A 21,780-nucleotide genomic window follows, 5' to 3' on the forward strand; every position below is an offset into this window, starting at 1 on the left:
ATCGGCAAGTCCGGTCCGGAACAGTAGTTAAGGGCAGCTGGCCATATGGCCAGCTGCCCGATTTATTTTTCATAAGCCCTGCCGCATGAAATAATTAACTCCGTTTTTGCGCACCTTTAAACCATACGGCTTTAATGGATAAGGTATCCGAGATATGGGTTGTCGGATCGCCATCCACCAGTACGAGGTCCGCACGCGCGCCTTCCGCAATACGACCCCGATCCGTAAGGCCGAACCGACGGGCAGGTTTCGAGGTAGCCGACTGAAGGGCTTCTATCGGAGTGAATCCGGCCTTAACCAGCAATTGCAGCTCATGATGCACGCTGGCTCCGTGGGCAAGGCCGCCAAGATTCGGAACGGGAACGGGGGCGACATCCGTCCCGACCAGAATATCCACGCCGGCCTTGTGAAGATCCATCACGTTTTTAAAGCTATTTTCCAGGTTGCCTTGCGGGAAAGTATTGAAGCTTGAGTTCAATATATCCATCCATTCCGGACTTAGCTTGGAATGAACGCGGGGATCATTCGCCAATTCCGATGCCGGGTTCCCAAGAATGGATGAGTTCAATACCAGGCACGGTGTAACAAACGCGCCGGAATCGGCGATGGTCTGCACTAACTCCGGCGTATACCCGGGCCTGTCGATAAACAGGTGGCCCAATCCGTCCACTCCAAGATCGATGGCAGTTTGCGATGAATGGGCAGTCAAGACATGGGCGATGACGATTTTACCGGACTTATGGGCTTCTTCTACGGCTGCTTTAAGAATCTCATCGCTTAATACGGGCAGGCCGGGGGCACCCATGACCGTACCTTCTTCAATCATGATCTTTATATAGTCGGCGCCATTATCCACTTGAGTATGCACATGTTTAATCGCTTCTTCCACCGTCGTTACTTGCGGCACCTCTTCGTGATCGTGGGCATAAGCGGCTAGCATAGCTTCCCGGTCTTCATCCGATAACTTCGCCAATTCCTTTAATACGAATTCCGGAATTTCGTCCCCATCAGGCAGTAATTCATCCGGATGGCCTCCCGGAGCGGTGATTGCCGTGCCTGCAGAGCGGACATCGGCGACGTCATCCGCATTTTTTAATTGAATCGCCCGTCCTCTCCCCGTGAAATCGCCATTCATTTCGAGTTCCGTCGTCACTCCGAAATTTAATGCATCCCTTAATCCGCCGACGGAAGTGTGGACATGCGCATCAATCAAGCCGGGCAGTAAGGTTGCGCCCTCGGCATCGATTATTGCTGCATCTGCCGGAACGTCGCCGCCCACCGCAATTATGGTTTCCCCTTCGATGACGATGCTCCTTGCTTCGATTACTTTTTCGCCATCGAAAATACGCGCATTCGTAATCGCCGTTACTTTTTCTACAGAAGAGCTTGGGATTGAATTATTCATTTTATTATTCCTCCTTGGAGTTGCGTTCGAATCAATTCGGAGTATAACTGTTAGGAAACTAACTGTCAATAAACTAATATTTGTTTGACAGGAAAGCTGCTTCTCTGTATAGTTTATTTGCTTACAGTTAGCGTTCTAACAATAAGGGAGGAACGGTTATGAAGCCTCGCAAGGATACGCCTTATCTGGATTTGTTTCAGATTATTGGCCTTAAGTTAAAGAAAAAAGCGGACGAGAGCATAAAAGAGTTAGGTTTAAACGCTCAACAAGGAAAAATAATCGGCTATATCTACGAGAATCAAGAAAAGGAATTAATTCAGAGGGATCTTGCCGATCGGTTTCATCTGCGCGGGGCCAGCATAACAAGCATGCTTCAAGGCCTTGAGCAAAGAGGATTTATCGAACGGAAAATCCCGGCCAATAACGAAAGGCAAAAAAATATATATGTTTTGCCAAAGGCCGTTGAATTGATTGAAGATTTTAATGAGTCCTTCCAAAAGGTGGAGGACGAGATCGTTCAGGTTCTTACCGAAGAGGAAAAGCAAGCCTTGAAGGAATTGCTCACCAAAATTAATGAACGCTTATAGGGCGCGTTTGGAGTCGCTACCTCGAAGGTAGGCTATCATTGGCCGAGATCATAAACGCTATAAAGAACAGAATTAAAGCAGCATTTCCTTTTATGGAAATGCTGCTTTTTTAGTATCGGAAATAAAGTTCGTTCAGGATACAGGAGTTGAAAAAGTATCCTGATATTTCCTGTAAGTTAGATCAAAAGAACTAGAAAACGAAGTTTTTTCACGAAATTATTACAAAATGTATAAATTATTAACACAGTTTTTTTTATTTTGCTATTCAACTTATAGTTATTTAGTACGATACTATATAAATAGTCTATGTCGAAATTTGGCAGCATTACGAGATTGGATTTATGTTTTTCAGAAATTATTCCATATCGTTACTTAAGGGAAGGGGGTTAATCGCGTTTCGATTTGATAATGCAGCCAAATAGACAATTAAATGATAATAGGAGCGTTTTACAGATGTTGTTGATCAGACGGATGTCCTTTTTCACCAAGATGTTGCTGCTAGCCTTTATTAACATTATTTTAATCGGCACAATTCTAATCTCCTCCAGTTATATGACCCAAAAAGACATTCTGATTGAGCAGCTGCGCGGTCAGATTATTGCCATAACGCAGGAGTGGGCGAAAGAAATCGACCCGGCGGTCGTTGCCCAGGCGATTGAGCAGAAGAGTTATCAGGGTTCGGCGCAAGCCGAGCTTCAGGTTAAATTCGACGAAATTCACAAATACAATCCGAATATCGCGCAAGCGTACATATTTGGCACGGAGCTCGAGGACGGCAATAAAACCTCGCTGGTCGCCATGCCTACAAGTCTCGTAGAAGCGTTCTCTGCCGAGAACATTAATATCGGGGACATGTACGAGCAGCCGTCCGCCATGGCGAGTGCCGTTGCCAAGATGCTGAAGACCGGCAAGCCGACCTTTACAAGCTTCTATTCCGACAGCTTCGGGACATGGACGTCGGTTCTTTACCCAATCGTTGACAGCCAAGGCAACAGTCTTGGATTCTTCGCTGCCGACGTGGATGCAAGCGCTGTTCCCGAGGGACTGCACAAGCTTCTTGTGAATGGCATTACCATTATGGTTATTTTCATGCTGATTATTTTCCTGATCCAATTCTTTGTGTCCCGCCGTACGATGAAGCCTATTAAGGAGCTGGTTCGCGGTATTGATACGGTCAGCACCGGCAACCTGAACGTAGAGCTGAAGACCGGCAGCGACGACCTTGGAATGGTTAACCAGAAATTCAACCAGATGGTCAGCCGGATTAACGATATGATGCTTCAAGTTCAGCACACCTCGCATGCCGTTACGAATTCTGCCAAGAATCTGCATGAAATCTCGGAGCTGAACAGTAAAAATACAAACCTGATCACGGCAAGCGTACAGGAAATCTCGGGAGGCATCGGGGAGCAGAAGCAGGCGACCATGGATACCGCCAGAGCGATGGCCGAGCTTGCAACCGTTATTCAGACGATCGCGGAGAATTCCTCGAAGGTCGCTCACGAAGCTTACGACATGGAGCAAAAATCCATTGAGGGCAACTCGGCCGTAAAGCAGGTCATGACGCAGATGGAGCAAATCCAGACCGTCGTCAGCAAGTCTACAAGTGCCATTAAGCTGCTGGACAGCCGTTCGCAGGAGATCGAGAATATCGTTTCGATTATCATGAACATCTCCGGCCAGACGAATCTGCTTGCGCTGAACGCGGCGATCGAAGCCGCACGGGTAGGCGAGCATGGTAAAGGCTTTGCCGTCGTTGCCGGCGAGGTGCGGAAGCTGGCGGAGCAGTCCGACCAGTCCGCGAATCAAATCTCCGAGCTCGTGAAGGAAATTCAGGACGTTATCCGGATTGCCGTAGAGGCGCTGGAGCAAGGTACCTACGAGGTTATTGACGGCCTCAAAGTGACGAGCACCACGGAGCAGCTGTTGAACGAGATTCTGCAGGCTACGCAAAACGTAACGATGCAAATTCAAGAGGTGTCGAGTTCGACAGAGGAGCTGTCGGCAGGCACGGAGGAGCTTACGGCAACATCCGAAAGCCTGTCGTCGGCGGTAAGCGTTACGGCCGTAAACAGCGCCAAAATATCCGATTCCGTCGAAGAGCAGAAGGAAAGCATGTCCGCGATCGTGGACTCTTCAACGGAGCTTACCGCTCTGTCGGAAAAACTTCAGAAGCTCCTTAACCAGTTCCAGGTTAAAGGTTAAGGCTAACCTGTTTCATCCTCGCATCGGATCCGATGCGGGGACATTTTTACTGCTCGGAAGGAGTATAGAGATATGACGGAGATTAATCATCACACTAAGGTAACAGAGAATTTGCTGCTATTTATCCCGCTCGATTCGTCACGTCACAGCCGCACTTATTCCTACTTAACAGTAGAAGCAGCCTTTGAAGACCGCTTAAACGAGAAGCTGCAGGCTTTGAAGGATGACGGAGAGCAACTCGCGGCAGCAGCCTTTATGGCCATGCTTTACCGTTTGTCCGGGGAAACCGACATTATGGCGGAGTGGATTACGGGCGGCGGGACGCCGGTACCCCTTCTTCTAAGCTTCGAACAGAAGCAGACTTTCGCTAGTTTGAAAGAGACGATTAACAATCAGGCAGCAGCCGCGGCTGTCGCTTCGCCGGAGCTTCAATTCGATACCCGGTTCTCGTGCGGCCGGCCGATCCGCACGGTACAGGAGCTGCTCAACTGGCAGCTGCTTCATGAGGGCGGCCGCTGGATGCTGCGCGTGGATTACGACAGCTCGGTGCTCACGGAGTCTACGATCCGCAGGTATATGCAATACTTTGATATTTTGCTGGAGGCGGCTCTTACGGATGCGGGCAGCCTGATTGCCGCGGTCGATATTCTGCTCGATACGGACCGGGCAGTTTATGATCGCATGAACGATACGTCTTACCCTTACGATCGAACAAAGACGATTCACGGCATGTTCGAGCAAGCGGCTGCAGCTTATCCGGATCGAATCGCAGTCTCTTCCATTTACGGACAGCTGACTTACCGGGAGTTGAACGAGAGAGCGAACAGCACGGCAAGAATGCTGTTGAATCGCGGTCTCGGCAAAGGAGATTTCGTCACCATCTTTATGGAGCGGAGCCTGGAGCTGATCGTCAGCCTGCTTGGCATTCTTAAGGCGGGCGGCGTGTACGTTCCGGTTGACCCGGAGCATCCGGAGGAACGCAACCGCTATATTTTGTCGGATACCGCATCGGCCTTTTTCCTGACCAAATCCGCCTACGAAGCACAGGCGGCCTTGCTCTGCGAAGGCGTGGATACCGTCAAGGAGATCATTGCGCTAGACTCCGGCATGACCGAGGTCTATGAAGGGATCTACAATATCGAGAACGGGGCTGCCCCGGAGGATCTTGCCTATATTATCTATACATCCGGCTCGACGGGAAGGCCGAAGGGCGCGCTGATCGCGCATGAAGGCGTCGTCAACCTGGGCGAGACGGTCCGCACGGACTGCGGCATTGGCCCCGAGGACGTGCTTACGCAGTTCGCGACGTACAGCTTTGACGCATCGGTATGGGATACGATAGGAGCGCTGTTCTACGGGGCGCATCTGTATTTACTGTCTGCGGAGGAGCGGGTATCCGTCGAGGAATTCGCTAGCGCGATCGAGAGAACGGGGACAACCATCATTACGATCCTGCCGACGGTGTTCTTCAACCAGCTGTCCGCTTACTTATCGGAGGAAGGCTACCGCAAGCTTTCGGGCGTCAAGCTCATAACGGTTGCGGGCGAGGCGTTATACGGCGAGCAGGTCCGGGCCTTCCAGCGCAAGTTCCATGACGCGATCGATATCGTTAACGTATACGGTCCAACCGAATGCACGGTCTGCACAACAACGTTTACGGTAAGAGGGCTTATTCCGGATGAGGTAACGAGCATTCCGATCGGCAAGCCGATTCATAATTACAAGGTTTATATTGTGAACGAAGAAAATCAGCTGTGTCCGGTAAACGTGCACGGCGAGGTATATATATCAACCGTGGGACTCGCGAAAGGGTACTTGAACCAGCCGGAGAAAACGGCCGAAGCCTTTATCGACAATCCGTTTGGCGAAGGGAAAATCTACAAGTCCGGCGATATCGCGAAGCTGCTGCCTGACGGAACGGTCGAGTATGCAGGGCGCCGCGACTCCCAGATCAAGATCCGCGGTCACCGCATCGAAATCGGGGAAATCGAGGACAGCTTCGCCAAAATTCCAAACGTACAGGACATTGCGGTCATCTGCAAGAAGGATACGGACGGCCAAAATACGCTGGTCGGTTATTTCACGACCCAAGACGGCGCCGAGCTGCAGTCTGCGGTTATCAAGCGGATGCTGGGAGCTAAGCTGCCTTCTTATTTTGTTCCGAAATGGATCGTTCAGCTGGATGCGATGCCGATATCGCCAACGGGCAAAATCGACCGCAAAGGTCTGCAGCGCTTCAATCATATGGAGACCTTGGCCGCCGATGAAGGCTTTGCGCCGCCGGCGACGGTCATTGAGAGGGACATTGCCGCATCCTGGCAGGAGGCGCTGCGTCTGGAGCGGGTTGGACGGTACGATGACTTCTTCTCGATTGGCGGCGATTCGCTGGCGATTATCCATGTGCTCGTCCTGCTGAAGCCGCAATATCCGGAGCTGAAAATCAATGATTTCTTCACCTGCCGGACCGTGGAAGCCTTGGCCTCGCGGATCGAGCAGCTGCAGGCGGTGCAGGCTCTAGACGGGAAAGGCTCTGCCAAGCCGGCGGCCGGACCTATTGTGCCGCTTAACGAGGAGCCTCCGATCCCGGATCCGGAAGCAGCAATGCCGCAAAATAGCGGCGCTGAGCCTAAAGCTTTCTTGCTGACGGGAGCTACGGGTTATCTTGGCGCTTATCTGCTGCATGAGCTGCTTGAGCAAAGCGATGCGAAGATCTATTGCCTCGTCCGTCCGGGAATCGATTCCGGTCTGGTCCGCGTTCAGGCGCATATGGAATACTTCTTCGGACAAGCGGTCAAGGAACGTATCGAGGAGCGGGTGATCGCGGTAGAAGGCGACTTGGAGCAGGAGGATCTGGGGATTTCCGCCGAGACGCGGCAGGAGCTTCTGGGTTCGCTGGATGCCATTATTCACAGCGCAGCCGATGTAAGGCATTTTGGCGAAGAAGAGCAATTCGCGAAGACGAATATCGCGGGCACGCTCGCCTTAATCGGTCTTGCCAAGGCATGCGGGAAGCCGGTTCGCTTCCACCATATTTCCACGCTGGGGATTCCCGAGGATTTGGCGTTAAGCGGGCAATGGGAAAAGGTATTAAGCGAGCAGACGCTGTGGCCTGAATTGAAGGTAGAGAATTTGTATACGAACAGCAAAATGGAGGCGGAAAAAGCGCTGATGTCCGCTGCCAAGGAAGGACTGAGCGTAAACATTTACCGGGCCGGCAATCTGTCCTCCCATTCGGAAAGCGGCTTGTTCCAGCGGAATATCGACAGCAACTCGTTCTACCGCATGCTGAAAGCGATGCTGCTGCTCGGCAAAGCGCCAAAGGTGCAATGGGAGGTGGACTTTACCCCGATTGATTACGCGGGCAAATCCATCGTAACGCTTGCGCTGCAGCCTTCTCGCTCGGGACGAATGTTCCACATTTGCAATCCGGAGACAATCCCGTATACCCAATGGGTCGAGCTTATCCGCAATTACGGTTATGCAGTGGAGCTGCTGGAGCAGGACGCTTATGCCAAATGGCTGTTTGACCCGTCCGTTCCGAAAAACGCGGAAGGCGTCAAGCTGGCGATTGCCCAGCTCGAAGGCGACGGAGCGAAGGATTCGGGCTACCGCTACGGATGCGAATACACGTACGAAGTCCTGCAGGAGCTTAACGTTACATGCGCTGCGCCGGACAGCCGCTTTATGGAGGCTATGCTGGATCATGCCGTGAGAATCGGATACTTCCCGAAAGTACTGGTAACGGCTTGATAGTTGGTTACAAAGCTGAGAAGTTTTCGTCCAAATAAGCGGGTTTGTTAACCTGATAAAATGCTTAAAGGGCAATCCCGTGACGGGATTGCCCTATTTTGTTTGTTCGGGATGGTTGCCTCCATGCCCGATATGCGGTTGCGGCGGTCGTTCAAGCCAGGTGTTAAGACAAGGTATAGCTTAGCAGCGTTCCGTTTGCGCCCGGAAGCCGGTTCGCGGTCGAATCGTTGGAGACGAAGCCGAGTCGGATGGCACTGCCTGGGGTTAAACCAAGAGAAGAGAGAGGGACCGCGACTTCAATAACCGTATCGTTGCGGACATACTGGGCGGCGCTGAGCGTTGAAGCCAGACTCCAGGTCCAGCCGTTGTTCGTTCCGCTGTAAGCAAACAGGTTCTGATTCTCCAGCAGGGTATCCACGCCGCTTGTTGCCCAGTTCGCGGGATTATAGCCGGATGACGCGTTGTTGTCCGTGTTCAGGTAGAACTGGCTTTTGGTATTCAGGCCGCTGCCTTGAATAAGCAGATACAGGTTGGTGCCGTCGTTTTTGGCTTTCATTGCGGTAATAGTGCCGCCTGCGCTGCCGTTTAGTGCCGGGACCGCTCCCCAGTCGCTTGCGCTGCCGTCGATGGTAATTGTTGTCGCTGCCTGCGGAGTCGCGCTGACGGCGGTTGATTTGGCGGATTCATTGCCGCTTGTATCCACGGCGCTGATCTGGAATGAATACGAGGTACCGTTAGTTAGTCCGGCAGCCGTATAAGTCGTTCCTGTTACAGGAGCAGTGTTTAGCTTCGTTGTTCCCCTGTAAATGTTGTAGCCCTGCAGGTCGGATTCGGTGTTGGCCGACCAGCTTAAAGTGACCTGGCCGCTGCCTGCGGAAGCGGTTAAGCCCGCGGGAACGGCAGGCGGTGCCGTATCCGGCGTTGTTCCGCCTCCGCCGGTTCCTCCGCTGCCAAGCGTATAACCGGGCAGAACGCCGCTGCTGCCAGGCAGTCGGTTCAAAGCCGAGTCGTTGCTGATATAGCCGGCCCGGATCGTGTTTCCGTTTGCGAGGTTAAGCGTGCTGAGCGGGATCGACAATTCAACCACGTTATTGTTGCGCTGGAACTCCGCGGTGCTGAGTGTGCGCGCTGACGTCCAAGACCAGCCTGCCCCCGTGTTCCGGTACACGATATTGTTCTCGATCATGTACTCGGCGCCGCTTTCCGCGCCGGAGGTATTCCAGCCTGCCGCGTTATAACCGGTCAGCCGGTTATTGTCGGTGTCGAGGAACAACTGGCCTTTGACATTCAAATTATTGCCCTGCACGAGCAGGTACAGCTGGCTTGCGGTATTGGCCGCCTTTAACGCCTGCACATCGGAGGTGCCTGTCGCTAGGGCGGCAACACCGTTCCAATCGGATGCCGATCCGTCAATCGTTATTGTCGTTGGGGTTGCGCCGCTGGGAGTGACGGATACGGCTGCGCTAAGCGGCGACTCCTGACCGGCATTGTTCACCGCGGATACCTGGAAGCTGTAAGCCGTGCCGTTATTCAGGCCGGTACTGGTGTAAGCCGTTCCTGTAACAAGCGAGCCGTTTATTTTCATGCCGTTCCGGTAGACGTTGTACCCTGAAAGATTGGCTTCTCCATTGGCGATCCAGTTTAAAACGGCCTGCCCGTTGCCCGCGGCTGCGGTCAGTCCGGCAGGGGCTGCCGGCGCAACAGGGGCTGCCGGGATAACGGATACCGCACTGCTTAATGCCGACTGAATGCCGTTCGCGTTTACGGCCGCAACCTGGAAGCTGTAGCTGGTGCCGTTTGTCAGTCCGGTTGCGGTATAGGAAGGACTGGTCACAAGGGTGCCGTTCACCTTCGTTCCGCCCCGATAAACGTTATAGCCCGCCAGATTCGACTCGGAATTCGGGCTCCAGCTTAAGGTTGCTTGACCGTTGCCGGGCGATGCGGATAACCCCGTCGGAGTGCTTGGCACGGCTGGTGAGCCCGGAACGGTGAATTTAACCGAAGAGCCGCCGAAGTTGGCTGTACGAAGCCACATCCAGATCTCCTGCCCGGCAAGCGAATCCGGGAAAATATAGTCCGCGTCGAACATCAGCTCAACCGAATTGCCGGACTGCTTCGCAATGACCGGCCATCCGTTGTTGCCGACGGTTGTAGTCGGAAACTTGAACACGTCTGCCTGCCCGCTAACATGCGGGGCGAGGTACACCTTGTTCATGTTCTCGAAATAGATGCGGGAATCCGGCGTAATGGGCCAGGCAACGCCCTGCCAGCCGGCTGCGCCTTTTTTGTCATAATCGAAGTAGAGCATTTCCCCTTGCATGTTTAACGCGGATAAGGCGTCAATCTTCATCAGGAACTTGTCGCCGGCGAATTTAGCGTACACCTTCGTAATGCCTTTGGCATTGCTTCCCGCCGGATCGCTGTAGATTGGCGTTTCGTTTGCCCAGTCCGAGAACTGCCCGTCGATATTGAAGCCGCCCTGCAGATCGGTAGGATGCGTGCCGGCAAGCGAGGAAGAAGGGTGGCCGCTCGCATCCAGCCAGTTTTTCGCGTCTTGGTACATGTTGGTGAAGTTGGTGGCGCCGCTTACGTCGTAACCCATATAGTGGCTGTTATTCACGATTTCGTTCATCCATTTGTTCGTGCTTGCGGAAGGGATCGTAAAGTCGCAGATGATGATGTTGAAGCCGTCCGACTGGTTCGCTTGGGCGTTCATGTAGTCTTTCCAGAAGCCTCCGAAGTTGTCGCGGCTGCGGTAGGTAGGAGAGGCGGGGTTGGTGTTCCAGTTGTCTGCGAATGCGGAATTCTCGTCGTAGAACTTGGAGCCTGAAGTGATGTAGGGGTTGTAATACCAGGATTCGGTCAGAAAAATATTAATGGCATGCCGATAGCGCTCGGCGAATTGGGAGGTGCCTTCGTCCGGGTTGAAATACCAGTAGCCCCGGTTCGCCGCAACGATTTTGGTCGGGTCGACGGCTTTGACCGCTTCAACCAGCTCTACCATACCCTTGGCCGTAAAACCGAAGTTGCCGCGTGGACCCCAAGAGGTCGTTGGACCCGCGCCGCCGACCGGATCGGGCGTATCGACGGTATCCAGGAAGACGCCGTCGTATCCGGCATCATGCTCCAGCTTGTCGGTCATGAAGGTAATAAGCTTTTTCCACGTTGGATCACCGCCGTTAATGTACCCGCCGCCGTAAGTTTTGTTCTTGTCGGCAACGCCGTCCCCGGATTTCCAATACCCTCCGTACATGTAGCGGGTGTCGCTTATCCATGTCCCTTGCTGATCCAGATACCAAGGCATCAGACCGTTATTGGTCCAGCTGAGCAAGTTGCCGGTAGAGGAGTAGTCGTTTGCGATCGAAATGCCCGTATAACCGTTGTAACCGGAATTAGAAGTGCCGTCCGGCGTTGCGCCGCCTTCAACGTTTATGTAATTGCCTGAGCTGTTGTAATTCCATGGGTTTGGACCATGCAGCGGTCCGCTTGGTCCGCTGTAATCCGCCGGAAGCAGACCGACGTCCTTGCCGTTTTGAATCGTCATGTCGCCGGTGAAGCCGGTAAATACGCTGGAAGTAGCCAGCTCGCCAACCGACATGTAGGCCAGCACGATGACATCGTCGGCCGTACCGAGAATGCCGTCAACGCCCCGTTTTACTTCGTTAACCTGATTGGGAGTAAACGTCTCGAAGTAGAATTGGTTCTTCGCGACGTTAATGATGCGGATGGTAGGCTCGAGGATCACAAGATCGTATGTCTTTAATGTATCAAGCTGAGTCTGGGTTGCGGTATTCGTGCCGTACCAGATCATAACCCGGCTGTATTCGCTGAGACCGGGTACTTTGCCGTACAACGGATCTTTGCCGATGGCGGCGTGTGCGGACGGCGCGAGGCCGGGGGCGCGGAATGTCGGGAACAGCAGCAGCAGGACCAGGGATGCGGTGAGCATTCGGCGAGCCAAACGATGGAAGGCTGTAAGCAAAATAGTCACTCCTCTTTTTTTGAATTGTATGACGTCGGAAAATTCGGACAAATCACCTCCTAGATGGGCGAAGGAATTTGGCGCAAAAAATTCAGGAAATTAACAGGGTGAATGAGATTGCTTATGCGCCAACGAGGCCATTATAATCGAGCGTTTACGGGATTACAACAATTATATTCACGGTTTTTTGAGGCGCATGACTTCGATTGCAACGTTTAGTGCCCTTAAAGGATTTAGGGACTAGTTATAAATCAGCTAAATTATTTGCCGCAAACTAAATAAATATTTTCCTAAAAATGATTGAAATTTGTGTAAATATTTACTAGAATGAGGGGCAACAAGCGTCTGGCGCTTATACAAACAAAGGAGGCTGCAAAATTAGAAGGGGCAACGTCTAGGGGAGTTCGTCGAGAATCGCTTCACAGGTAAGGACAAACCGAAGGGATGGGGAAACGATGGGCAAGACGGGGAAAAAGGCAGCGTTAACGGCACTGGCGGTTATAATGGGAGCTCTTCCGGCTGCCGGTCTGCCTGCGGCATCTGCGGAAGCGGGTTCCGGGGCTGTGCCGCTGTACGGCAATTTCGAGGATTGGAATGGCGGGCACACGGATCAGGCGACGGCAAGCAGCCGGATGGCATCGATTAAGGCGGTTAATCAGGACGGCAAGCTCTATGTCATGGCGAAGGGAAGCGGGATGAACCGCGCCAAGACGCTGTACGTAAATACCGACAATAATGCGGCTACGGGGGCGAATATAGCCGGGTGGAAGGATTCGACCGGGATTGATTACAAGATTGAAGGCGACGCAGCGTATGCCTACGAGAATGGGGATTGGGTGCGGCAGGGACAGGTTGTGCTGAGGGATAACGACACCGTTGCCGAATACGAGATTGATCTGACGGCGCTTCAGGCTGCCGATCCCGCGGGCAAAATCAAGGTGGGTTTATTGTCGGAAGGATCGATGCTGCCGGAGCTTGGCGAGTTAATGGTCTCGGTGCAGCCTTCCTCATCCGGCGGTACAGCGCAAGCACCTCCGCCTCCGGCTGATCTGGCCATTGACGGCAACGGCTCCGAATGGGCCGATGTGCCCGAGCTGCTTCGCAGCGCGGACGGGAAAACAACGGTGAAATACGCGGTGTCGGCGGATGCTCTGCACATGCTGATTGAGGGGCGTATCGACAATGGCGAATTCCCGGATTTGTGGGAGCATCTGCTGATCGACGTTGACCGCAAGCCTGCAACGGGAAATGCGATGTGGGCATGGGCGAGCACGCTGGGCTCGGAATACCTCGTTCAATCCGGTTTTCTCTATGAGGCGAACGGAAGCGGCGGCTGGCAGGAGGCGGCGACCGGATTAAGCTATGCCCGTTCCGGAACGGGCGACGCGAAGACGATTGAATGGACGCTGCCGCTTGCCGACCTGCATGCCGGCGATGCGAAGTCGGTTCATGCGGCTTTTCTAAGCAATAACTACGCCATGCCGGACCCTGCCGGCGATCCCGCGGAGATTAGCCTCGCGGCGAAGCCGCAGTTAACGGTGGATGGCGATCCCGCGGATTGGGCGGGTATTCAGCCGCTGACGGTGACGGCGGACGGGCTGACAACCGTGAAGACTTATGTGACGGACGGCAAGCTGTTTGCACTCCTTGATGGCCGAATCGATAATGCCGAGTTCCCTAATCTGTGGGAGCATCTGTTCCTTGATACGGACAAAAACCCTTCCACCGGCACGTCCAGCTGGGCATGGGCAGGCAAGCTGGGCGCTGAATTCCTGGTCCAGACGGCTATACTGTACGCCTCGAACGGAAGCGGCGGCTGGGATCAGACGCCCGCGGTATTCCCTTATGTCAGCACGGGTACCGGCGACCATAAAGTGATTGAATGGTCCGTGCCGCTTAACGAGCTGGGGATTACCGATGAGCAGTCCATTCATGCCGGATTCCTAAGCAACAGCTATGCCGCGCCTGACGCAAGCGGCGATCCTGCTGTTATCCAGCTCCGCAGCAGCGGGTCCTCGATAACCGTAGACGGGGACGACGGCGATTGGAGCGGGGTGGAGCTTGGCGCCGCCGCAGGCGGTTCCCCTTATGCGCTGGATGCGGTGCAGGACGAACGCAAGCTGTACGTTCGGGTAAAGGGCAAGAATCTCGATCTGCGTAACGTCTATTATTTGAATACGGACGGCGATTCGGCTACAGGGGCATCAAGCGGCCTATGGACGGAGGAAGGCTTCGATTACAAGATCGACCGAAGCACGCTGTACGAATACAAGCAGCAGAACGGCTCCTGGGAGGAGAAGGGACCGGTTTATCTGGCGGTAACGGACGATTCGATCGAAATGAACGTCTACCTGGATCAGCTGGGTCTTGATGAACCGGCTCCAATCAAGCTTGGTTATGCCAACCGGGGCATGCTGCAGCTGCCGATGGGCGGCAGCGCGCCGCTGACCGTGGACAATACGGTGCGGACGCAGGAGACGGCGGACGTATTTTACCCTCGCCAAAGCTTTGAGCTGCTGAATAATCCGTTTATGGGCTGGGTCGCTTGGGCGAAGGATTCATCGAAGCCTGACGGCACTCCATACCCTCAGCAGCACAGCATGGTGTACGCGGGAATTTCTTGGCGCGAGCTCGAGCCTGTCAAAGGGCAGTTCGACTGGGCGGGCATTGAACAGAAATATCAATTCGCTTATTGGGCCTCGCAGGGCAAACGGATTAACCTGCGGATTGTGATGGATACGCCTACGGCCGACCCGTCCCATAAGGATATTCCGGATTGGCTGTACGATGAGCTTGCCGCGGAAGGAAATGCCGGCACCTGGTACGATACGCAGGAGGTTGGCTCCGGCTTTAGTCCGAATTACGACAGCGAGACGCTGCTGGCCGAGCATGAGCGGATGATCGCCAAGGTAGCCGAGCGATACGACAACGATCCGCGGATTGCTTTCGTGCAATTGGGGAGTCTGGGGCACTGGGGAGAGTGGCATACGTGGCCAAGCGGCTCCGGCGCGTTTCCGAAGCTGAGTATCTCCGACCGATACGTTCAGCACTACCTGGACGCGTTCAAGCACAAGCAGATCGGCATGAGAAAACCTTTCCCTATCGCAAGCGAGCAGCGGACCGGATTGTTTAACGACGTGTTCGGCATTAAATCCAGCACGGACGAGTGGGTGGGCTGGACGCAAAACGGCTGGTCGGGCATCGGGGAGTTCGTGGATAATCCCTCGGATGCGGCATCGGCTCAAGCGGCTTCCGCGATGCCGGACTTTTGGAAGTATGCGTATTCCGGCGGAGAGTTTGCCAACGGCAACCCGGAAAGCTGGCTGACCGATGATGCACTTATGGAATCCTTGCGCCAGATGCGGGTCAGCCATACCTCGTGGCTTGGGCCGTCTTCCCCGGCGCGTACGGCATACGGGACCGACATTCAGTCCAACATCGAGACGATGCAGAAAATGATGGGCTACCGCTACGTGATCGAGGCGGTGAAGCATTCGAACTCCGCGGCGCGCGGAACCTCCGCTTCCGTTGAGACGGTTCTTAACAACAAAGGAGTTGCTCCGTTCTATCAGGATTGGAAGCTGGAATACAGCCTTGCCGATGCCAGTGGAGCAATCGTGTACAAAGAGCGGCAGGATACCGATCTGCGTACGCTTCTGCCGGGCCGGCATGTGCTGGAGCATCGGCTGAATTTGCCAAGCACGCTGGCGGCAGGCAGCTACAAGCTGCTTATTGCCGTCATTGATCCGGCGACGGACGCGCCGGGCATGGAGCTGGCGATTGACGGGAAACGTCCGGACGGCAGATACGAGGTTGGCACTCTGACGGTGACCGGCTCATCCGGCAGCACGGGCGGCGGGAACGGCTCGGTCCCGGCGGCGGATGACGGCAAGGTTCAGCGTCTCGGTAATCCGGTTCTTACGGATGGCAAGCTTGCTATCGCATGGCTTCCAGGCAAAGAGAAAATCGAGGTGCCTCTTCAGGCCCAGGCTCTCTCGGGCAATCCGTCCATTGTCATTTCGGATGGGAAAGTAAGCTGGGAGCTGCCAGGCTCCCTGCTGGCCAAGGCGAAGGAGCAGGCTGGAAGCGGCGCGGCTTGGCTGTCCGTTACCGTTAAGCCCGGATCGGATCTCGCTTCCTATGCAGCGAAGGAGAATGCCTCGGCGCATGGCGTCGGGCAGGCTGTTTCCTTTGGGCTTGCCGTAACGACGGCAGCAGGGGAGAAGACGCTTGATTTTGCGGCATCGCCCGTCATAGTATCCCTGAAGCCCGATACGGCGGATGTAAATGCCGTTAATCTTTACGGTGTTCGGAATGAACGGTTAAAAGCAGCTGCCGCAAGCTTCCGCAACGGGTTGTTAACGGCGCAAATCACGGCCTCCGGAACCTATCAATGGCTGAATTACGAGAAGGCCTTCCGCGATGTTGCGGCCGGTCACTGGGCGGCGCAAGCAATCGAAGCGCTGGCAGCAAAGCAAGTCATGCAAGGGGTGGGCGATGACAGATTTGCTCCCTACCGGTCCATTACCCGCGTAGAGCTTGCCGCCATGCTGGCAAGAATACTGGGGCTTGGAACGGTGCCGGACGGCGGAACGCAAACGCCGTTCCGGGATGTTCCGGTGCAGGCTTGGTATACAGAGGAGTTGAAGGAAGTATTGGCAGCGGGATTGATGAATGGTTACGGCGATACGTTCCGGCCGAATGAGCAAATCACCCGGGAGGAGCTGGCGGTTCTGGCTATTCGCGCAGCCGCGAAGATGCTCGGGGAAGCAGCTTCGGGAACGTCTCCGAATCATGAAGAAGCGAGCTATCGGGATGCGGAACGGATTAGCGATTGGGCATCCGATAGCGTAAGAAAGGCGAGGCAGCTTGGTCTCATGATTGGGGATGCGGACGGCTCTTTCCGTCCTCGGGAAGGCGTGTCGCGTGCGGAAGCGGCGGTGATTACGCTTCGTTTGATGGAGATGCTGCTCAAATAAAAGCGAGCTCAAGTGACTGTCCGGCATGCCGGACAGTCTTTTTTTTTTTTTTTTGCGCCAAGAAGATTTGAGAGAAAAGTGTTGGCGAAATTTGCATATAAGATAGTTAATTTGGCGCAAATTACGAAATCAAATCTGACTTATTGGTGTCATATTCCCAAATTTTATGGAGGATACAGTTTAAACATTTAGCGAAAAACCCGCATGATTACTGATAAAATGAAATAATATAATTTTGGCGCAAATATGTCAGGTATTTTACCCAAAAATTGTTGACTTGTCGTGAAGGCTGCGTTATGATCAGAACATGAAAGCGAGTACTCGCCATGAGTTGTAATGATCCGGATCATATTTGGCGCAAAATTATCGATGGAGAGTGTAGACATGGAAAAACTGAGAATGGCATTTATCGGCGTGGGAGATATGGGCTCGCATCATTGCATCGGTTTTGATCTGCTGCCGGAGTGCAAGGTGAATTATATTTGCGATATGAACCAGGCAAACGTGGACCGCACGCTGGCCGAGCTGAAGAACAGCAAGCCGGTTATCGTAGCCGATTATAAGGAACTTTTACATAAAGAAGACATCGATGCGGTGGTCATCAGCGTTCCGAACTATTTGCACCGCGAGGTTGCGGTTGCTTTTCTCGAAGCCGGCAAGCATGTTTTCCTAGAGAAACCCGTTGCCCATACCCTTGAGGATTGCAACGCGATTATTGAAGCAGCCGAGGTAAACGATCGCATTCTGCAGATCGGGCTTGTGTACCGTTACTCCAATGTGTACCGGAGAATGGCCGAGGAGCTTGGGCGGGGACGCCTGGGCGACGTAAAGCTGATGTGGTGCAAGGAATTCCGCGATCCGTTCCCTCCGACGGAGTGGTTCTATGACAAGAACAAATCGGGCGGCGCGCTGGTCGAGAAGGACTGCCACCACTTTGATATTTTCAATTGGATGATCGGCTCGAAGCCGGTACGGGTGTTTGCAACCGGCGGTCAACACGTAATGAAGCAGGGGCAGCCAAACCTGATTACGAACTCCTACAGCCACTATCCTGCTAAACCGATCGAGGATGTCTCGATCGTCGATCATGCCTGGGTAACGATTGAATACGAGAACGGAAGCAAGGCGAATCTTGGTCTTTGCATGTACCTGAAGCCTCGCAATTTAATGGGTGACGGCCTTGAGATCGGGCTGATCGGCGAGAACGGCGGCCAGATGGTGGCGAAGAACGACAAGACGATCGACATCGTTGGCGGACAAAACTTCACCCGCGATCATCTCGATATCGACGTCACCTCGGACTCGATTATGGGCGGGCATACCGGCGGACAAACGCAGCGCATCGAATTCGTGAAGAGCGTGAAGGAAGGCAAGCAGCCTTTTGCCTCCGCGTATGTCGGCAGAGACGCGCTTCTGATTGCGCTGGCGGCGGAGAAATCCATCGTGGAAGAACGCTATGTATACGTGAACGAACTAATGAAGTAAGGGGGTGCCCGGATGAAAAGCAAGCTGAGAAGATTTGACACACTTATTTTCTTCTTATTTATTTCCCCTTGGATCATCGGATTCTCGCTCTTTTTCCTTGTTCCTTTCGGTACTTCCGTGTTTTACGCGTTTACCGATGCCCGGCTGCCGGGCGCGGCAAACTATAACTTCGTCGGGTTATCGAACTTCGTGGACATGTTTAACAACCCGATCTTCAGCAAAAGCCTGGGGAACACCGCCTACTTCGTCATCATTGGCGTTCCGATCGTAACGGCGGGGATGCTGCTGCTGGCCCTGCTGCTCAATATGAACGTCAAAGGCATCGCCCTTTACCGAACTTTTTATTACCTGCCGACGCTGGTGCCAATCGTGGCGACCGTCATTATCTGGCGCCTGGTTTTCAACTCGGAATTCGGCATTTTGAATGCGGGGTTGTCCGTATTCGGGATTGGCAAGATCGACTGGATGGGCAGCGAAGGCTTGATCAAGCCGGTCATAATCCTGCTGCAGGTATGGATTTCCGGGAGCGGGGTGCTTATCTTCCTGGCGGCGCTCAAGAACGTGCCGAAGCATCTATATGAAGCGGTTCTCATCGACGGGGCTAACAAGGTTCAATCGTTCTTCCGCGTGACGCTGCCGATGATCAGTCCTTCCATTCTGTTTGTTGTCATTATCCAGACGATGTACAACTTCCAGATGTTTACGGAAGCGCTGCTGCTGACGAAGGGCGGGCCCAATTACGCGGCGTATACCTTTGTCTACAACATCTACAAGTCGGCGTTTACGGATTTGAAATTCAGCATGGCGATGACGCAGTCCATCTTCCTATTCGCGCTGATCTCGCTTGTTACGTTTGTTCTAATGAAGCTGTCGAAGCGGTTTGTCTATTATGAAGGCGAGAAATAGAAGGGGGAAACAAGATGACTACGTCTAACAGACGCGTGATGAAGCAAACCGGCAAATACGTGCTTCTGACAGCCGCGCTGGTGCTGTTCGCGGGACCGCTCGTATGGATGCTGTCGACGATGCTCAAGACAAAGGCCGAAACGTACAAGGTTCCTCCGACATTGCTGCCGGAATCGCTCAATTTCGAAGCGTTCAACAGGCTGTTTGATGTACAGCCGCTGATGTGGAGGTGGATCCAGAATTCGTTTGCAATCTCCGCGCTTGTTGTGCTAGGGGCGGTATTGTCCAGCTCGATCGTAGCTTACGGCTTCTCGCGTTTTTCAACCAAATACAAGGACAGGCTGTTCCCGATCGTCCTTATGACGCTGATGATTCCGCCGTCCATTCTAATGATTCCGTCTTACGTGCTCTTTACGAAGCTGCACTGGGTGGATACGTGGCTGCCGCTGATCGTTCCGGCGTGGCTTGGCGGCGCGTACTACATCTTCTTGTTCCGGCAATTTTTCATGACGATCCCTCAGGAGCTAGATGAAGCGACCTACCTCGACGGCGGGAACCGGTGGACCGTGTTTACGAAGGTTATCATGCCGCTGTCCAAACCGATTGTCGTCACGACCGTAATCTTTGCTTTCGTGAACTCATGGCTCGATTTCCTCGGACCGTTCCTTTATATCAAGAGCAACAACATGTTTACCCTCAGCGTTGGTCTGCAGCTGCTCATCGGCCAGACGAGTCAGGATTTCCCGGCGCTTGCCGCCGGCGCTTTTATCAGTATCGTGCCAATCGGTCTGCTGTTCCTGTTCGCGCAGCGCTATATCGTTGAGGGGGTGGTGCTCACGGGTTCGAAGGGGTAAGGCCGATAGGGAGAACAACACGGGCAGGCATAAGATTTTCAATACTGCTGTTTTCAAAATAATCTAAAGGGGAACTGGATATGAAAACAAACAGAAAGTGGTTATTGGGTCTTTTTACGCTGGTATTATCCATGACGATTATCATTTCCGGCTGCGGCAGCAACAATAATAACGGCGGCTCGAATACGGCGGCAAACGGCGGGCAAAGCGATAACGGCAGCGCCGAGCAGACAGAAAAGCCAGCGGAACCGGTTACGATTACGTATTCGCAATGGGGAACGGCGGAAGAGCTGCAGCGTACGCAAGAGCTTCTCGATAAGTTCATGGAAGCCAATCCGAGCATTACGGTTAAGCTGGAAGGCAAGGACTGGGGCAGCTATTGGGACGGTCTGACGGCTAACGCCGCGGGCGGCACGCTTCCCGACGTATTCAAAACCAGCTATGCCTTTATTGAGAAATATGCCGAGCTCGGCATCTTCAAAGAGCTGGACGGTCCGCTTGCGGACAACGGCTTCGACTTGAACAATATTGACCAAAGCCTGCTCGGTTTACATAAATACAACGGCAAGCAAGTGTCGCTTCCGATCGACGCGAACGTTATCGTCTGGTACTACGACAAAGCGATCTTTGCGGATCCGAAGAAAAATCCGAAGAACGCGCCGGTTCCTTCCCTTGAACCAACCTGGGCCGAGATTATCGACATCGCAACGAAGCTGACGCTCGACAAGAACGGCAAGAACCCCGGCGAGGCCGGCTTTGACGGCAACAACATCGTGCAATGGGGCATGTCCGTATCGCCTGGTTCGACCATGGATTGGTTCCTAGAGCCGGAGCTGTGGTCCAACGGCGCGAAGCTTGTGAACGATGACGGATCGCTTGCCCTGAATACCCCTGAAGCACGTGAAGTACTGGACTTCTTTATTGACGCAACGAAGAAAAAAATCAATACCACGCCAGCGCAAATCGAAGGTCTAGGCGGCCAAGTGAACCTCGGCATTACGACCGGCAAGGTTGCGATGAACCCGGGCGGCAACTGGAATACAACCAACTTCAAGGAAGCTAAAGTGGATTACGGCATTACGTACCTGCCGAAATTCAAAGAGAACAAAACGGTTGTACAACCGGCGGGTATCGCGATTTCGAGCAACACGAAGCATGAAGATGCAGCGTATAAACTGCTGGCATGGCTGGCAGGTCCGGAAGGTCAAACGGAGCTTGCGAAGCAAGGCTACTCGATTCCGGCGAATAAAGCGGCATCCGACGCTTATATCGCAACCGCGGGCGAAGCGAATAAAATCTTCCTCGACGCGCAGCAGTTCGGCATCATTTCGCCGTTCACGGTGAAAAAGACGGATCTGGTATGGACATACGGCGAGCAGTCGCTTAAGAATCCGCTTGCCGGCGACGGCGACGTGGATGCGGCCATTAAGGATCTGGAGTCCAAGCTGAAATAAGAGGGTTAAGGAAAGAGCGGGGGAAAGAGGCGTTTGGTCGCTTCTTTTCCCTTTTTTGCTTAGGCCTGAATGCCTGAAATGACGCTGTTTCTTGACTATTGATGAATAGGGCTATACAATAGATTTTGCCGCAACTTTTGCGTAGTTGCCGCAATTATAGAGAGCATATATTC

General features: G+C 53.5%; 10 protein-coding genes. 8 read left to right on the forward strand and 2 right to left on the reverse strand.

Annotated elements, in window-relative coordinates; genetic code table 11:
* Nucleotides 1-94: 94 nt before the first annotated feature.
* Complete coding sequence (locus tag EV294_RS24435) at nt 95-1,405, reverse strand: amidohydrolase family protein (RefSeq protein WP_132311637.1); 1,311 nt, start codon at nt 1,403-1,405, stop codon at nt 95-97.
* A gap of 158 nt (nt 1,406-1,563) precedes the next feature.
* On the opposite strand from EV294_RS24435, the gene EV294_RS24440 reads away from it, so the two are divergent.
* The 3 genes from EV294_RS24440 to EV294_RS24450 all read left to right on the forward strand — a co-directional run bounded on the left by EV294_RS24440 (nt 1,564) and on the right by EV294_RS24450 (nt 7,947).
* Complete coding sequence (locus EV294_RS24440) at nt 1,564-1,992, forward strand: MarR family winged helix-turn-helix transcriptional regulator (RefSeq protein WP_132311639.1); 429 nt, start codon at nt 1,564-1,566, stop codon at nt 1,990-1,992.
* A 453-nt stretch (nt 1,993-2,445) separates the two neighbouring features.
* On the forward strand, nt 2,446-4,197 hold the full coding sequence (locus EV294_RS24445; protein WP_132311641.1) for a methyl-accepting chemotaxis protein: 1,752 nt from the start codon (nt 2,446-2,448) through the stop codon (nt 4,195-4,197).
* 72 nt (nt 4,198-4,269) lie between these two features.
* Nucleotides 4,270-7,947, forward strand: a complete 3,678-nt coding sequence (locus EV294_RS24450; RefSeq protein WP_132311643.1) for a non-ribosomal peptide synthetase family protein — start codon at nt 4,270-4,272, stop codon at nt 7,945-7,947.
* A 163-nt stretch (nt 7,948-8,110) separates the two neighbouring features.
* On the opposite strand, the gene EV294_RS24455 is transcribed toward EV294_RS24450, so the two are convergent.
* Complete coding sequence (locus tag EV294_RS24455; RefSeq protein ID WP_132311645.1) at nt 8,111-11,929, reverse strand: fibronectin type III domain-containing protein; 3,819 nt, start codon at nt 11,927-11,929, stop codon at nt 8,111-8,113.
* Nucleotides 11,930-12,384: 455 nt separating this feature from the next.
* Here EV294_RS24455 and EV294_RS24460 point away from each other — a divergent pair, with 455 nt between their 5' ends.
* The 5 genes from EV294_RS24460 to EV294_RS24480 all read left to right on the forward strand — a co-directional run bounded on the left by EV294_RS24460 (nt 12,385) and on the right by EV294_RS24480 (nt 21,607).
* Nucleotides 12,385-16,908, forward strand: a complete 4,524-nt coding sequence (locus EV294_RS24460; protein WP_132311647.1) for an S-layer homology domain-containing protein — start codon at nt 12,385-12,387, stop codon at nt 16,906-16,908.
* Between the two features lie 384 nt (nt 16,909-17,292).
* The gene (locus tag EV294_RS24465) at nt 17,293-18,393 is read left to right on the forward strand and encodes a Gfo/Idh/MocA family protein (RefSeq protein WP_132311649.1); all 1,101 of its coding nucleotides are present in this window, start codon (nt 17,293-17,295) and stop codon (nt 18,391-18,393) included.
* Nucleotides 18,394-18,405: 12 nt separating this feature from the next.
* Nucleotides 18,406-19,299, forward strand: a complete 894-nt coding sequence (locus tag EV294_RS24470; RefSeq protein WP_132311651.1) for a carbohydrate ABC transporter permease — start codon at nt 18,406-18,408, stop codon at nt 19,297-19,299.
* 14 nt (nt 19,300-19,313) lie between these two features.
* Nucleotides 19,314-20,153, forward strand: a complete 840-nt coding sequence (locus EV294_RS24475) for a carbohydrate ABC transporter permease (protein ID WP_132311653.1) — start codon at nt 19,314-19,316, stop codon at nt 20,151-20,153.
* 80 nt (nt 20,154-20,233) lie between these two features.
* On the forward strand, nt 20,234-21,607 hold the full coding sequence (locus tag EV294_RS24480; protein ID WP_132311655.1) for an ABC transporter substrate-binding protein: 1,374 nt from the start codon (nt 20,234-20,236) through the stop codon (nt 21,605-21,607).
* The last annotated feature ends 173 nt before the right edge of the window (nt 21,608-21,780 follow it).

This window comes from Paenibacillus sp. BK033, assembly GCF_004345425.1.
In the GTDB taxonomy this organism is placed as follows: Bacteria; Bacillota; Bacilli; order Paenibacillales; family Paenibacillaceae; genus Pristimantibacillus.

Bases quoted from the DNA above. Each gene is read 5' to 3' on its own strand.
- EV294_RS24475 (WP_132311653.1), top strand. From the start codon at position 19,314: ATGACTACGTCTAACAGACGCGTGATGAAGCAAACCGGCAAATACGTG.
- EV294_RS24445 (WP_132311641.1), top strand. From the start codon at position 2,446: ATGTTGTTGATCAGACGGATGTCCTTTTTCACCAAGATGTTGCTGCTA.
- EV294_RS24440 (WP_132311639.1), top strand. From the start codon at position 1,564: ATGAAGCCTCGCAAGGATACGCCTTATCTGGATTTGTTTCAGATTATT.
- EV294_RS24480 (WP_132311655.1), top strand. From the start codon at position 20,234: ATGAAAACAAACAGAAAGTGGTTATTGGGTCTTTTTACGCTGGTATTA.
- EV294_RS24435 (WP_132311637.1), bottom strand. From the start codon at position 1,405: ATGAATAATTCAATCCCAAGCTCTTCTGTAGAAAAAGTAACGGCGATT.
- EV294_RS24470 (WP_132311651.1), top strand. From the start codon at position 18,406: ATGAAAAGCAAGCTGAGAAGATTTGACACACTTATTTTCTTCTTATTT.
- EV294_RS24460 (WP_132311647.1), top strand. From the start codon at position 12,385: ATGGGCAAGACGGGGAAAAAGGCAGCGTTAACGGCACTGGCGGTTATA.
- EV294_RS24450 (WP_132311643.1), top strand. From the start codon at position 4,270: ATGACGGAGATTAATCATCACACTAAGGTAACAGAGAATTTGCTGCTA.
- EV294_RS24465 (WP_132311649.1), top strand. From the start codon at position 17,293: ATGGAAAAACTGAGAATGGCATTTATCGGCGTGGGAGATATGGGCTCG.